General features: G+C 63.4%; 13 protein-coding genes. 4 read left to right on the top strand and 9 right to left on the bottom strand.

All coding sequences use genetic code 11. The features are described 5' to 3' along the window. Both VGG89_10555 and VGG89_10550 read right to left on the bottom strand, forming a co-directional pair. Positions 1 to 1,065 carry an L-erythro-3,5-diaminohexanoate dehydrogenase gene (locus tag VGG89_10555; protein ID HEY1976978.1) on the bottom strand — a complete coding sequence of 355 codons (1,065 nt, stop codon included), beginning with the start codon at positions 1,063 to 1,065 and terminating at the stop codon, positions 1 to 3. Next, positions 1,062 to 1,532: an Lrp/AsnC family transcriptional regulator gene (locus VGG89_10550; protein HEY1976977.1), complete on the bottom strand. Its 471-nt coding sequence runs from the start codon at positions 1,530 to 1,532 to the stop codon at positions 1,062 to 1,064. Before VGG89_10550 ends, VGG89_10555 begins: the two co-directional genes overlap by 4 nt. Positions 1,533 to 1,551: 19 nt before the next feature. Here VGG89_10550 and VGG89_10545 point away from each other — a divergent pair, with 19 nt between their 5' ends. The 3 genes from VGG89_10545 to VGG89_10535 all read left to right on the top strand — a co-directional run bounded on the left by VGG89_10545 (position 1,552) and on the right by VGG89_10535 (position 6,928). Then, positions 1,552 to 3,207: a peptide ABC transporter substrate-binding protein gene (locus VGG89_10545; protein HEY1976976.1), complete on the top strand. Its 1,656-nt coding sequence runs from the start codon at positions 1,552 to 1,554 to the stop codon at positions 3,205 to 3,207. 65 nt (positions 3,208 to 3,272) lie between these two features. Next, positions 3,273 to 6,500 (top strand): efflux RND transporter permease subunit, encoded by a 3,228-nt coding sequence (locus VGG89_10540; protein HEY1976975.1) that lies wholly within the window; start codon positions 3,273 to 3,275, stop codon positions 6,498 to 6,500. An 80-nt stretch (positions 6,501 to 6,580) separates the two neighbouring features. Beyond that, entirely contained in the window at positions 6,581 to 6,928 is a 348-nt protein-coding gene (locus tag VGG89_10535; protein HEY1976974.1) for a hypothetical protein, read from the top strand. A gap of 17 nt (positions 6,929 to 6,945) precedes the next feature. Here VGG89_10535 and VGG89_10530 read toward each other — a convergent pair whose 3' ends face one another. Genes VGG89_10530 through VGG89_10500 form a run of 7 tightly spaced genes read right to left on the bottom strand, consistent with a single transcriptional unit; the run spans position 6,946 to position 11,777 of the window. Next, positions 6,946 to 8,349, bottom strand: a complete 1,404-nt coding sequence (locus tag VGG89_10530) for an NAD(P)(+) transhydrogenase (Re/Si-specific) subunit beta (GenBank protein ID HEY1976973.1) — start codon at positions 8,347 to 8,349, stop codon at positions 6,946 to 6,948. Continuing rightward, positions 8,346 to 8,657 (bottom strand): NAD(P) transhydrogenase subunit alpha, encoded by a 312-nt coding sequence (locus tag VGG89_10525; protein HEY1976972.1) that lies wholly within the window; start codon positions 8,655 to 8,657, stop codon positions 8,346 to 8,348. Before VGG89_10525 ends, VGG89_10530 begins: the two co-directional genes overlap by 4 nt. Beyond that, a complete protein-coding gene (locus VGG89_10520; GenBank protein ID HEY1976971.1) occupies positions 8,657 to 9,778 on the bottom strand; it encodes a Re/Si-specific NAD(P)(+) transhydrogenase subunit alpha in 1,122 nt (373 codons plus the stop codon). Before VGG89_10520 ends, VGG89_10525 begins: the two co-directional genes overlap by 1 nt. 50 nt (positions 9,779 to 9,828) lie before the next feature. After that, positions 9,829 to 10,206 carry a DUF4267 domain-containing protein gene (locus VGG89_10515; protein HEY1976970.1) on the bottom strand — a complete coding sequence of 126 codons (378 nt, stop codon included), beginning with the start codon at positions 10,204 to 10,206 and terminating at the stop codon, positions 9,829 to 9,831. Position 10,207: 1 nt separating this feature from the next. Next, on the bottom strand, positions 10,208 to 11,056 hold the full coding sequence (locus VGG89_10510; GenBank protein ID HEY1976969.1) for a fumarylacetoacetate hydrolase family protein: 849 nt from the start codon (positions 11,054 to 11,056) through the stop codon (positions 10,208 to 10,210). 4 nt (positions 11,057 to 11,060) lie between these two features. Continuing rightward, positions 11,061 to 11,588, bottom strand: coding sequence for a hypothetical protein (locus VGG89_10505; protein HEY1976968.1), 528 nt, complete (start codon positions 11,586 to 11,588; stop codon positions 11,061 to 11,063). A gap of 18 nt (positions 11,589 to 11,606) precedes the next feature. Then, the gene (locus VGG89_10500; protein ID HEY1976967.1) at positions 11,607 to 11,777 is read right to left on the bottom strand and encodes a hypothetical protein; all 171 of its coding nucleotides are present in this window, start codon (positions 11,775 to 11,777) and stop codon (positions 11,607 to 11,609) included. An 83-nt stretch (positions 11,778 to 11,860) separates the two neighbouring features. On the opposite strand from VGG89_10500, the gene VGG89_10495 reads away from it, so the two are divergent. After that, the gene (locus VGG89_10495) at positions 11,861 to 14,215 is read left to right on the top strand and encodes a hypothetical protein (protein ID HEY1976966.1); all 2,355 of its coding nucleotides are present in this window, start codon (positions 11,861 to 11,863) and stop codon (positions 14,213 to 14,215) included. Positions 14,216 to 14,221 lie beyond the last annotated feature (6 nt).

Genomic DNA, 14,221 nt, shown 5'->3' with positions numbered 1-14,221 from the left:
CTAGTGTTTCTTTGCGTATTTGGCGTTGAAATAATCGTGAAGGTGCGGGTGGTCGCGCAGCGTCTGCAGCGCCGTTTGGGCGTGATCCTTGGCGTAGCCGTTGCCGATGATCATCGTGACGTCGCGTCCGACGCCTTCGGCACCGAGCGCGGCGGCCGTAAACGACGTCGACATCGAAAAGAAGTAGACGATACCGTCGTCCTTCGTGCAGAGAATCGACGCCATCTCGGTCGCCGGCACGTTCACGCAGTTGATCGTGACGTCGGCGAGCTCCGGCACGACCTCGGCGACCTTCTCGCTCAGCTCGAGCGTGTCGCGCGCATCGGCCTTGACCAGCGTGTCGACGAGGTGGTCGCTCAAAATGAGCTGCGCCGATTCCGATTCCGGATGCGGTACGACGCCGATCACGTGGCCGTCCGGGCCGACTTGACGACGGGCTTCGGCGCACGAGAGCATGCCGCTCTTTCCGCCCGCGCCGATGACGACGACGGTTTGCCCCGGTTTGCACAGGCGCCTGACTTGCGCGGGCGCGCCGGCGACGTCGAGCACGGCGAGCGCGACGTTCTCGTCGATATCGGAAGGCAGCTTCGCCCAAATGCCGCTCTGGAACAGAATCGCCTTACCGCGGATCCAGACGCGGCCGGTCGCTACGTCGACGCGCACGATCTCTTCGATGTGCAGCGGCGTCAGCGAGAGCGATACCAGCGACGCGATGCGATCGCCCGGTTCGAGTGCGATCGCTTCGCGCAGCGCATCGCCGATCCGGGCGACGGAACCGATAAACATGCCGCCGCTGCCGGTGACGGGGTTGTGCTGTTTGCCGCGCTGGTTCACGATCCCCACGATGTGCTCGGCGATGCGCGCCGCGTCGCCGCCGCACGCATCGGCGATCTGCTTGAATGACGCGGAGTCGATGTTGAGCGTCTCGACGTCGCACAGAATCTCGTTTTCGTGCGGCTCCGGCGTGTTGTCGATCTTCCACGCGCTCTGCGGCATGGCGCCCGCCGGTTCGAGCACGCGGTGCGTGCCCAGCGGATGGGCCTTACGTTGCGAAACGGCGCTCATGATTGAATGGTGACTCCTCCGCGATCGAAAGGCGTGGTGAGAACGATCGTGGTCCGCGTGCGCGCCATGCCCGGCATCGCTTTGAGCCGCGCGAGCAGATCGTCGAGGTGTTGCGTGGACCGCGTGACGACCTTACAGAGGAACGTCTCTTCGCCCGCGACCGAGTGCACCTCGCACACTTCCGGCATCTCGCCCAACGCTCGCGTGAACTCGTCGTACTTGCAGTCCGGCGCGGTATAGCAGCTCACGAACGCGGTGAGGTTGAGCCCCAAACGCTTCGCGTCGAGCTGTACCGAGTAGCGCTGGATGTAGCCGCGCTGCTCGAGCCGTTTGACGCGGTCGTGGACGGCCGGGGCCTTGAGCCCGACGACCGAACCGAGCTCGGCAAAGGTGGACCGGGCGTTGCGCTGCAACGCGTCAAGGAGCCGGATATCAAGCTCGTCGAGTTCTTCGGTTGCTAATACCATATTCGCTAGGGAGGCGGATTTGCCGAACAATCTTCGGTCAGGCAATAATAGCACCAACGATTTATTCGGCGCAAGGGGGCTTGTTGGGAGATTTGCAATCCTGGCAGCCCTCCTCGCGGCCGGCTGCAGCCACGGGCAGGGTAGCGGCCCCCCGGTCGGAGGCGTACGATTCGCCCTCGCGGCCGACCCGCAGACCCTCAATCCGCTGTTCGTCCACCCCGACGCCGCCTCGGTCGAGCAGCAGGTTGCCCGTCTGTCGTTCGAGCCATTCATCGACCTCGACGCTGCCGGGCATCCCGTTCCGGCGCTGCTCTCCGAAATTCCGACGACGGCTAACGGCGGCCTGACGGCCGACGGGCGAACGATCGTCTACCGGTTACGGCGGGGCGTGCGATGGGGCGACGGACGCCCCGTTACCAGCGAAGACGTGCTGTTCACTTTGCGCGCGATTTTGGATCCGCAAAACCCGGTTCGCTCGCACGAGGGATACGATTTGATCGACCGCGCTTACGCGCCGGACGCGTATACCGTAGTCTTTCATTTGCGCAAAGCCTGGGCGCCCGCGGTGATGACGTATTTTTCGTACGGCTTCTCGCCGCAGTTCGTTTTGCCCAAGCACGTGCTCGCCGCACAAGGACCGCTCGCGCGCAGCGAATTTAACGAAAAGCCGAGCGTCGGCGACGGGCCGTTCCGGTTCGTCCGCTGGGTGCGCGGCGAAGGGCTCGCGTACGCGTCCAACCCGCTGTACTGGCGCGGCCGGCCCGCCGTTGACCGACTCGACGTCCGCATCGTGCCGGAGCCGTCGACGAATCTGCTGCTTTTACGATCCGGCGAGCTCGATTGGAACTTGATTGCGCCGGTGCAGCTGGCGGTGTTGCGCGGAAAAGCGGGGTTGAACTTCGTCAGCGTGCCGACGTCGGTGGTCGCCGGATTGGCGCTCAATACGGCGCACCCTCCGCTCGACGACGTGCGCGTTCGGCGCGCGATCGCGATGTCGATCGATCGCGAGGCGATCTCCAAGAAAATCACGCTGGGCGTCTATCCGGTAACCGATCAAATCACGCCGCAGTTTTCATGGGCGTACGACCCGGCCGTCAAAGAACCCGCGTACGATCCGCGCGCCGCCGACGCGCTGTTCGATCTCGCCGGCTGGCGTCGCGGTGCCGACGGGATGCGGCACAAAGACGGCGCCGCGCTTGCGTTGGTCTACGTGCAGTTTCCCGAATCCATGACGGGCGTGCGCGTCGCGACGGCGGTGCAAGCAGAGCTGCACGATCGCGGCGTCGGCGTGAACGTCAAATCCGTGAGCAACGCACAACTCTTCCTGCCTCGTACCGGAGTGCTGGCAAGCGGCGGCTTCGACATGGCCTATGTCCCCTGGACCATGGGCGCGGATCCCGACGATTCGGCGGTGCTGGCTTGCAACGGGCCGTCAAACTACATGCGTTGGTGCAACGCGCGGGTCGACGCGCTCGAGCAGCAGGCGCTGGCGGCGACCGACCGAGCGGAACGTAAGCGTCTCTACGGGCAGATCGCGCGAATCGCGGCGAGCGACGTGCCGATCGTGTACCTTTTCAATGCCAGGTACCTCTATGCGTACCGGTCGCAGCTGCGCGGTTTTGCGCCCAACGCGTTCTTGCCGACGTGGAACGCCTTCGCCTGGACTTTACGCTGACGAGCAGAGGGGGCGGACACGGGAACAAGGTATCCTCACGAAATGGCTACCGAGGTGATGGCTCGGTGATCGAATTCTTTTTAAAGCGGCCGCTTTTTGCAGCCGTGATGAGTTTCATCGTGCTGCTTGCCGGCGCGATCACGCTGCCCACGCTGCCCATCTCGCAGTATCCCCAGATTGCGCCGCCGACGGTAACCGTGACGGCGCAGTATCCGGGCGCGGACGCACAGTCGGTCGTGCGTTCGGTCACGTCGCCGCTCGAGATCAACATCAACGGCGCCGACGGCATGCAGTACATGCAGTCGTACTCGAGCGCCAACGGAACGGCGACGATCGTCTGCACCTTTGCGCTGGGAACCGATCCGACGATCGATCAAGTCAACGTTCAGCACGGCGTCGATCTGACGCTCGCGCAGCTGCCGCAAGCGGTGCAAAGCTACGGCGTCACGGTGCAGAAGAGCTCCGGCAATATCACGATCGCCGTCGCGATGACGTCGACGAGCTCTGCAGTGTCCGATATCGACGTCAGCAACTACGCCGACGTTAACGTCATCGAGGAGCTCAAGCGTATCCCCGGAGTCGGTGCCGTCTCGGTGCTCGGCGATCGCACGTACGGCATGCGCATTTGGGTCGATCCCCACAAGCTGCAAGCCAACGGAGTCTCCCTCTCCACCATCGTCAACGCGATTCAAGCAAATAATGCCGACGTCGCACCCGGCGCGATCGGCCAGCCGCCGACGACCGGCTCGCAACCGTTCCAAATTCCCATCAAAGTCGACGGCCGGCTGACCTCGCCCGAAGAGTTTAAGAAGATCGTCGTCGCCGTGCAGCCAAACGGCGGGTACGTGCGGCTCGGCGACGTTGCCGAGGTCGAGCTCGGCGCGCAGAACTATATCACGTCGGCGCGCTTCGACGGCCGGACCGCAGTCGTTTTGGCGATCCAAGGACAGCCGACGGCCAACTCGCTGCAGATTTCCAAGAACGTGCGCGCGACCATGGCGAGCTTGGCCAAACAGTTTCCGGCCGGCTACGGCTACGAGATCGCCTTCGACACGTCGGAGTTCGTGAAGTCGTCGATCGAAGAGGTCGTCGTCACGCTCTTCATCGCGATCCTGTTGGTCGTGCTCGTCATCTTCCTGTTCTTGCAGAACTGGCACAGCGTCCTCATTCCGTCGATCACGATCCCGGTTTCGCTGATCGGAACGTTTACGATCTTCCAAATACTCGGCTTCAGCATCAACACGCTGACGCTCTTCGGCTTGACCTTGGCTACGGGTCTCGTCGTGGACGACGCAATCGTGGTGCTGGAAAATATCGTCCGGCACATCGTCGACGACAAGAGCAGTCCGTTCGAGGCAACCGCGCGGGCAATGAGGGAGATCGGCGGTGCCGTGATCGCGACGTCGCTGGTTTTGATGGCGGTCTTCATTCCGGTTTCGTTCCTGCCGGGAACGACCGGCCAACTGTATCGCCAGTTCGCGCTCACGATTGCCGCGTCAATCGGAATTTCGCTCTTTACGGCAATGACGCTCGCCCCGGTGCTCACCTACCAATGGGTGCACGGCGAAGAACCGACCAAGAACGTCTTTCTCGAATGGTTCAACAAGAAGCTCGCCGCGTTGACCGCGTCGTACGAAGGCCTCGTGCCGAGATTCATCGCGCACGCCCGAACGATGGTCATGATCTTCCTTGGCGGACTGGTGCTCGTCGGAGCTCTCTTCGTCGTTACGCCGCAGGGCTTCATACCCGAGGAAGATCAGAGCTTGCTCTTCGTCATCGTGTCGCTGCCGATTCAGTCGTCGATGGATCAGACGACCGCCGTCGTCAAGAAGATGGAAAGCTATATGCTCCATCTTCCGCAAGTGGAGGCGGTAACGTCGGGCATCGGCTTTGGGTTAGCTAACAACGGTTCGAATCAAGCAACGCTCTTCGTCACGCTCAAGCCCATGAAAGAACGTGCGGGCATCGAAAGCAGCGCGGTCTATCTGCAATACCAACTGTATATGGAATTCATGAAAATGCCCGGCGTGACGGCGCTTCCGGCCAATCCGCCGCCGATTCCGGGTTTAGGCTCGACGGGCGGATTCGCGTTTGAGATCGAGGACGTCAACAATCTCGGCTTGGATAAACTCAGTAAGGTTGCCGGAACGATTCTTGCGAAAGCCGCCGCGGATCCCAAGCTCGAAGCGATGCGTTACCCGACGATCTTCAGCGGTCCGTACCTGCAGGCGAACTTCGATCGTGCGAAGGCGCAGCAGTTCGGCATCTCGCCGTCGAGCTTTTTCCAAACGCTCAACGCGAGCACCGGCTCGACGTTCGTGAACTTCTTCGACTACGGAAGCCGGTCGTACAACGTGGTCGTTCAGGCACGCGCTAAGGATCGCGCGACGATGCAGTCGCTCTCGCGCGTCTACGTCGCCAACTCGGCCGGCGCCATGATGCCGGCGTCGCAGTTCTTGAAGCTGCAGAACGTCAACGCTTACGTGACGATCATGCGTTTCAACGAATACAATGCGATCGAAATAGACGGTCAGCCGTCGGCCGATTCCAGTTCGGGTAACGCGCTCGGTACGATGATGCGATTGGCGAAGGAGAACTTGCCCTTCGGCATGTCGTACGCGTGGAGCGGCATCGCGCGCGAGCAAGTGTCGAGCGGGCCACAGACGATCGCCATCTTCGCTATGGGCCTGCTCTTCGTGTTCTTGATTCTAGTCGCGCAATACGAGAGCTTGACGACGCCGTTCGTCATCATGCTCGCGGTGCCGCTGGCGCTGTTGGGCGCGGTCGGCGCGATCTTCCTGCGCTTTTGGGCCGGCGTCGTAACGTTCCTGATTCACAGTAAACTCGCGGGACATCCGGTTCCGATCTACATCACCACGAGCGACGTCTACGCGCAGATCGGGTATATCATGCTCGTCGGTCTGGCCGCGAAGAACGCGATTCTTATCGTCGAGTTCGCGAATCAACTTCGCGAGGAAGGACGCGATACGATCGATGCGGTCACGCACGCCGCGGCGACGCGCCTGCGGCCGATTCTCATGACGTCGATCGCCTTCATCCTAGGCATTTTGCCGCTCGCCTTCGCACACGGGGACGGAGCGCAGTCGCGCATTTCGCTCGGCACCGCCGTTCTGGGCGGCATGCTCGTCTCGACCGTCATGAACTTGGCGATCGTACCCGTGCTTTATGTCCTAGTCGTCAACTGGACCGAACGCAAAAAGAAGAAACCGCCCCAAACGTCCGAACTCCCTCCGCCACCGCTCACCGAACCACCACCCCTAGTGTCATCCTGATACTGTCATCCTGAGCCCTTCGACTTCGCACACTTCGTGTGCTACGCTCAGGATAAACGAAGTCGAAGGGCAGGCGTATATTGAAGAAAGCTGTCGCAATTCTCGCGTTGTGTATCGGCACGACGGGGTTAGCCGTTGCCAAAATCCCATCCGAGGCGACGCACGCGACGATCGTTTCGGTGATGCAGGCACGCATGCACGTTCCGGTGATTATCGTCGGCCCGATGTCGCAAGAAGGCGTGTGGATTCTCACGCGCTGGGATACCGGCGATCCCGGCGGCAAAGGCGAAGCGATCGTCAAACAAAAGGGTTCGTGGGTCGTCGTACGATCCGGGGGCGGATCGATGGAGAACGTGCGCTATCTCGAATCGATCGGCGTTCCAGCCGCGACCGCTTCTGCGCTCGTCAAAGACATGAAGAAGCTCTAGACGGCGCTTTTGAGTTTCTAAGTAGCTTTTACCGCCGCAGTGAGTTCCTCGACCGACGCTTTCGCGTCGCCGAAGAGCATCGAGCAGTTGGGCATCTCGTACAATGGATTTTCGATGCCCGCAAACCCCGAGCGCATCGAGCGCTTGAGCACGACGACGTTGTTGGCTTTGTCGACGTCGAGGATCGGCATGCCGTAAATCGGCGAACTCGCGACGTTGCGCGCGGCCGGATTGGTGACGTCGTTAGCGCCGATGACCAGCGCGACGTCGGTCGTCGAAAACTCCGGATTGACGTCTTCCATGTCGAGCAGCTGATTGTAGGGCACGTTGGCTTCCGCGAGCAGAACGTTCATGTGCCCCGGCATACGTCCGGCGACCGGATGGATCGCGTAAAGCACTTTGACGCCGCGCTTTTCGAGCTGATCGGCTAGCGCTTTGACGCTATGCTGCGCTTGCGCGACCGCCATGCCGTATCCCGGAACGAAGACGACCTTGTTGGCATAGGCCAGCATGATTGCGACGTCGTCGGCACTGGCTTGACGAATCTGCTGCGGCCCACCCGAGCCGGTCACCGCTTCGGTCCCGCCGGCCGAACCGAACGCGCCGAAAAGCACGTTGGTCAGCGGACGATTCATCGCTTTGCCCATCGCAACCGTGAGAATCGTACCGCTCGCGCCGACGAGCGCACCGCACACGATGAGCAGGAACGAGTTGATCTCGAACCCCGCGATCGCGACGGCCACGCCGGTACACGAGTTGAGCAGCGAGATCACGACCGGCATGTCGGCCCCGCCGATCGGGAGCACGAAGAGCACGCCGAGCAGCAGCGCGGCGACGACGAGGCCAAGGAACGCGCCCGGCGGCAAAATCCCCAGCGTGACGACGAACCACACGCCCAGCCCGACAATCGCGAGAAGAATGATTGCGTTGACGACCTGCTGTCCCGGATACGTCACCGGGCGCCCGGTCATCAACTCCTGAAGCTTGAGAAACGCGATGATCGAGCCGGCGAAGCTGACCGCCCCAATGATGAGCGAGAGAACGAGCGAGACTGCGATCACGTTGTCGAGCGACGCCGTTCCGTTGAGCGACACGTAGTACTCGACGATCGAAATGAGCGCCGCCGCGCCGCCGCCCGCGCCGTTGTACAGCGCGACCATCTGCGGCATCGCGGTCATTTTGACTTTGAAGGCTGCGACGATGCCGACGGCACCGCCCACGACGACACCGATGAGAATCGCCCACCAGCCGACGGCGCCGGTTTGTATGAGGATGGCGACGATCGCGATAACCATGCCGATCATCGCAATGCGGTTGCCCCGCCGCGCCGTCGCCGGCGAGTTCAGTTCGTGCAGGCCGTACATAAAGAGCGCGATGGCGACGAGATCGCCGAGATAGAGGCCGACCGCGGTGGCGCTCACTTGGTCCGCTCCTTACCCTTGAACATCTGCAGCATGCGTTCGGTAACGGCGAATCCGCCGAAGACGTTGATCGCGCCCAACGTTACGGCCGCAGTCGCGAGCCCGATCATGACTACCCCGGGGGCCGAGCCGCCGAAGAGCTGCGCGACGATGACGATCGCGCCGACGATGACGATGCCGTGAATCGCATTGGTCGCCGACATCAGCGGCGTGTGCAAGGTCGTCGGAACTTTCGAGATGACTTCGAAACCGACGAAGATCGCCAGAACGAGTACCAGCAACAGGTTGAGATAGTGTGCGGCATCCATTACGATGCGGGTCCTCCTACCAGAGCGTTGCCTGCGTGAACGACGCACGCGCCTTTGGCGACGTCGTCGTTCATGTCGATCGTCAGTACGCCGTCTTTGATCCACGGCGACAATAGCGCGTTGATATTGCGCGAGTAGAGCTGGCTTGCGTGGTACGGCATCGTCGACGGAAGGTTCGTCGTACCGACGATGGCCACGCCGTTGCCGGAGGTCACGATTTCGTCGGCCTTGGTCAGCGCGCAGTTGCCGCCGGCTTCGGCCGCGATATCGACGATCACGCTTCCGGGTTTCATCGCGGCAACCGCCGCTTCGCTGACGAGTATGGGAGCCTTGCGGCCCGGAACGAGCGCGGTCGTGATCACAACGTCGTTCGCTCCGATCTGTTCGACCATCCACGCGCGCTGGCGCTCCTGCTGTTCGGGCGTGAGCTCCTTAGCGTAGCCTCCCGCGCCCTCGGCATCGCCGCCGAGATCGAACTCCAGGAACGTCGCGCCGAGTGACTGCACCTGTTCTTTGACGACGGCACGCACGTCGTAACCGCTGACCACGGCGCCGAGCCGCCGCGCGGTCGCGATCGCCTGTAAGCCCGCGACGCCGGCTCCGAGCACGAGCACCTTGGCGGGCGGGATCGTTCCCGCGGCGGTCGTGAGCATCGGAAAAAACTTCGGGAGCGTGGCGGCCCCGAGCAGCACCGCTTTATAACCTGCGATATTACTTTGCGACGAAAGGGCGTCCATCGATTGCGCGCGCGTGATGCGCGGGATCATTTCCATCGCTAGGGCCGTGACGCCGGCTCGCGCGAGATCCGCGAGATACGCCGGGTCGCCTAACGGATTGAGAAATCCGACGACGACGGTGCCGGGCCGAAGCGCTCCCAGCGTTTCGGGCGACGGCCGGCCGACGGTGAGTACGGCGTCGGCCTCGGCGACGAGTTGGCGCGGATCGTCAACGATCGTCGCCCCCGCCGCCGTGTAGAGATCGTCGGGGAAGGCCGCGGCGGTGCCGGCGCCGCGCTGCACGCGAACCGAAATACCGGACTTGACGAACTTCGAGACCGTTTCGGGCACGAGCGCAACCCTGCGCTCCTTAGAAGCGGCCTCGCGGGGTACCGCAAAAATCATAGGCCTGGCATTGGCCTGCGGCCGACGGACTCCTACGAACGATTACGGCGCTAGCGTCCGATGGCGAACAGCGCCATGCCGAGCGCGACGATAAATGCGATTGCGCCGGCGGCATGTCCGGCGTGCGAAACGCCGACGCGCCCCTTGCGCGCGCGCAAGACGATCGTAAAATCCGCGAACGAGACGGCAAGCCCGATCGCGATCAGCGTTATCAGGAGCAAAAGGACGTGCGCGTAGACGGCGATCGCCAGCGCGACGCCGATCCCGATATCCCGAATCGCGGTGGCGCGCACGTACGCGTGCGACGAGTCGTCGCTCACACGCATGCCGTACAAGCCCGAAAGCACCTCGGGGAAGATGATCCCTAGCACGCCGATGACGACGAGCCCGAGCGCGAGAACGTAGCAGAGCAGCGTTAGTACCGTCACGTCACGCGATCGCCACCGTGTTGCGCAAGACGCCGATCTTCTCGATATCGACCTCCATCACGTCGCCGTCGGCGAGAAACTCGGGCGGCGTTCGCGCGAACCCCACGCCTTCGGGCGTGCCCGTTGCGATGACGTCGCCCGGCAGCAGCGTCATCCCTTTGCTCAGCTCGGCAATCAAGCGCGGAATGCGAAAGATCATCTGACCGGTATTGCTGTGCTGCTTCTCGACGCCGTTGCGGCGAAATCGAATCTCGAGCGCGTGCGGGTCGCCGAGCTCCTCCGGAGAGACGATCCACGGGCCGATCGGACACGCGTCGTCGAGGCTCTTGCCTTTGAACCATTGGCCGTGCGTGCGCTGCAGGTCGCGCGCCGTGACGTCGTTGAGCGCCGTGTAGCCGAAGACGACGTCGTAGGCTTCGTCTTCGGTGACGTCGCGGCAGCGCGCGCCGATGACGACCGCCAGCTCCGCTTCGAAATCGTACTCGGGCGACACGCTCGCGAGCAGGTGCAGCGTCGCCCCGGGCGCGGCGATGGCCGTCGGCGCCTTGGTGAAAAACGTCGGCACGTCGGGGAGTTTGAGGTCGCGTCCCAACGCGCGCGCGCCTTCCTTCGCGTGTTCCAAATAGTTTCGTCCGACGCAGAATACGTTACGCTCCGGACGAATCGGCGCGTCGAGCGTAACGCTCGACAACGGGATCACCTCGTCGGCAGAATGCCAGGCGATGCGCTCGTGCGGCGCGAGCGCGACGTATTGCGCTAACGTCTGCGTCGAGATCGTTCGTATCGCATCTCCCTCGAGGACTCCGGGCCGCGTGCTGCCGTCGACGCCGCGATAAGTGACGAAACGCACGCTGCTAGCGCGGCGGAGACGCGGTGGGCGCGGGCGATTTTCCGCGAATTTCGTTGAGCGACGGTAACGACGCGTTTTGATCTTGCTCCTGCTTGATCTTCGCTTGGAGCTGCTTCACGGCGTCCTGGTACATGACGGCTGCAGCGCCTGGTTCCTCGCCCCAGTTTCCGCCGGGTGTCACCAGCTCGATGTTGCGAGCAACTTTCCTCGTCTTCGGATCGTAGTCAAACGTCACGCGAAAGAGTCCCACCGTCGCCGTATCGTCGGGCTTGCGAATCCACATCTGCAGCGTATTGCCGTACGTCATGAGGTTGAACGTATCGAGCTTCGAGAGCTTCGACGGCTTCGATTTGACGACTTGACCTTTGTTGTTCACTTCGACGAGATACTCGGTACGCAGCGGCACCGTCGGAAGCTTGATTTGCGGCATTCCGGGAAGGCCGCCCGTGGCCGGCGGCGGCGTTGCGGCGCTCGACCACGCCGGCAGCCCGAAGAGCAATACGAAGAGCGCGACGGTGTGACTGACCTTCATCAAGGTGTTCTTTCTACTTTAGTTGCGGGAGAGGATGGCGAACGGATGGCCGCACGACCCACAGGCCACGACGACTTGAATGTGCTCCTTTTCGCGCATCGCGTCGGCCGAGAGCGCATCGTCCTCGCAACCGCAGAAGCGGCAACGGGTCGAAGTGGGATGACCGTCGTCGGCGGGTTGCTCGTCCACGCCCGAGCCCTTACGCGCCTTCGCGCCGCCGCCCTGCCCGGCCGGGGCCGCCGAAGGGCGAGGGCGAAGACCACAGGCGCAACATGGTGCTCGTTCGTTTTCTCCTCTCGATCCTCGTCGTTTTCGCCCTTTCCATAACGCCGGTCAATGCGGAGCGGGCGATCGTCGATCTCCACCGACTCGACGCGTACTTCGCGCTCTTTGCCGGCGATTCGAACGTCCCGTGGAAGCCCACGACGGTTAGACTGGACACCTATTCGAGCGCGCCGGTGAACTTTGCGGTGTACCAAGTCGATCCGGCCGACGTGCTCACCGCGGGCTCGAACGCGCGTCCGCGCGCGATTTCGACGCGCGGCCGGCGTCAAGTCGCATCGTTTTCGTTCGCGCCGCCGGGCGGCTATCAATTTCAATCGAACGAAGTCGACGTGCAGCTCGGCTCGCGCGAGGGTTTCTTTATCGTCGAGGCGCGACGCGGCGACGTCGGCGAGCAGGTGTGGATCAACCGGTCGCGCGTGGGATTGGTATCGAAGGAAACGCCGAGCGAGCTGATGCTGTACGGTACCGATCTCGGCAGCGGGCACGCGATCTCGCGGATGCGGGTTTCGTTCGTCGTCAACAATCGATTCGTCACGATGTACTCAGACGCGCACGGCATCGTGCGCTGGAATCGTTCGCCTCGTCCGGTGTTCGCGCTCGCGCAGTGGGGATCGAGCTACGCGTTCTTGAGTTTGTTGCCGCAGGCGCCGCTGCCTTCGACCATCGTCGGCGTGCGAACCGATTCGGCGGTCGTTCACGCCGGCGAGAGCGTGCGCGTCGTCGGATTCGCGCGCACCCGCGACGGTAACGTTTTGCATCCGACGCGCGGCGACGCCGTCGTTTCCGTCCGTCGAGGGGCGTCGCTCGTCGGCGAGCAGCACGCCGCACTCGACAGCGCCGGAGCGTTCTCGGCGACGTTCGCGATTCCGTCCGGCGCGACGAGCGGCGATTACGCGGTGTTGGCGCAAGCCGGCGGCGGCACGGGCGGCGCGACCTTGCACGTCGACGCCAATGCCAGCGGTTTATCGCTCGACGTCTCGGCGCAATGCGGCGAGAGCTGCGACCCGGCGCGCGACGTTCCGCTGCTCGTTCATTCCTCGCGCGGCGGCGTTCCGGTGCACGTGTCGGTCGTGCGCTCGCCGCACGTCTTCGTGGGTTATACGCCCGAGACGACGCCGTGGGGAACCACGACGTGGCTCGATCAAACGGTGCGAACGGGGGATGACGGAAACGCCGTCGTCGCGATTGCGCATCCGAGCGACGAACTGGGATCCACCTATGGCGTGCGCGTGGAATCGGGCGGCGCGACCGCCGATACGCGCGTCGTCGTTCCGACGGGACGAGCGGCCGTGCGCGTTGCACTCGATCGCGACGAAGCGACGCTCGGGACGCCGGTCTTCTTCGACGTGTATGCCAATGACCTCGCCACCGGAAAGGCGCTGGCAAATCACGCCGTTACCGTTCAGCTCGTTCACGGCTCTTCCACGTCGCAGCAAAGTCTGACGCTCGACGATGACGGCCACGCGCGCGGAAGCTTCACGGCTCCCCCGCTCGGAACAAATCTGATCTTCGCCATCGTCGACGACGACGGAAAATCGATGGACGCCGCGCAAGCTCAGGTCGTCACGCAAGCCGCCACCAGTTCGATCGACGGCGGCAGCGGCGACGTGCGTATCGCGCTCGATAAACCCGCGTATCGCAGCGGCGACGCGGTTACCGTCGACGCGAGCGTACCGGGCGCGCAAGGAGACGCGCTCGTCACGCTCGAGAGTGCGCTCGGCGTTCAGGCGACGGTCGTGCCGACCAACGGCGGTCACGCGATCGCGCACTTCCACGCCGTCGACGCAACCGGACAGCTGCGCGTCGGTGCCGCGTTCGTGCGCGACGGCGCGGTCGCGTGGAACGGCGTCGCGCTCGGGCTTGTTGCGCCAGGACGGCCGCAGTACGTTCCAATCGCGCTCGTCCGCACCGATTTCGCTCCCGGCGAAGCGGCCAGCATCGCGCTTCGCGATCAAACGCACGCTGCCGGTACCGTTATCGTGCGCATTAGCCGCGGGACGCCGTCGGGAAGCGCGCTCTTCGACTCGGCGCCGTCGCTGCTGGAGATCGGCGTCGCTACGACGCAGAGCAGCGCGCCCTCCGCGGTCACGTGGCATCCCTGGGTCGATTCGACGGGCGAGCACGCGCAGGTGCTCGGTTTTGTTCGGCGCACGGAGCCGCCGGCCGTCGTCGAGCTCGCGCAAGCCGAAACCGAAGCGGTATCCTGGAACGTCGCACGGGCGACCAACGGTTCGGTCGACGTGCAAATGCCGGCGCAGAGCGGCCGTTACACGCTGTCCGTGCTCGCAATCTCCGACGACGGCAGCGTTAGCGCGGGCAGCAGCAGCGTAGTAGTGAAATAGACGAAA

This window comes from Candidatus Baltobacteraceae bacterium (assembly GCA_036488875.1).
Classification (GTDB): domain Bacteria; phylum Vulcanimicrobiota; class Vulcanimicrobiia; order Vulcanimicrobiales; family Vulcanimicrobiaceae; genus JAFAHZ01.
This window is presented reverse-complemented; position numbering and strand designations above follow the sequence as displayed.

Excerpts from the sequence above, each read along its gene's own strand:
- VGG89_10555 (HEY1976978.1), bottom strand. The coding sequence starts at position 1,065 with ATGAGCGCCGTTTCGCAACGTAAGGCCCATCCGCTGGGCACGCACCGC.
- VGG89_10550 (HEY1976977.1), bottom strand. The coding sequence starts at position 1,532 with ATGGTATTAGCAACCGAAGAACTCGACGAGCTTGATATCCGGCTCCTT.
- VGG89_10525 (HEY1976972.1), bottom strand. The coding sequence starts at position 8,657 with ATGGATGCCGCACACTATCTCAACCTGTTGCTGGTACTCGTTCTGGCG.
- VGG89_10520 (HEY1976971.1), bottom strand. The coding sequence starts at position 9,778 with ATGATTTTTGCGGTACCCCGCGAGGCCGCTTCTAAGGAGCGCAGGGTT.
- VGG89_10505 (HEY1976968.1), bottom strand. The coding sequence starts at position 11,588 with ATGAAGGTCAGTCACACCGTCGCGCTCTTCGTATTGCTCTTCGGGCTG.
- VGG89_10495 (HEY1976966.1), top strand. The coding sequence starts at position 11,861 with ATGGTGCTCGTTCGTTTTCTCCTCTCGATCCTCGTCGTTTTCGCCCTT.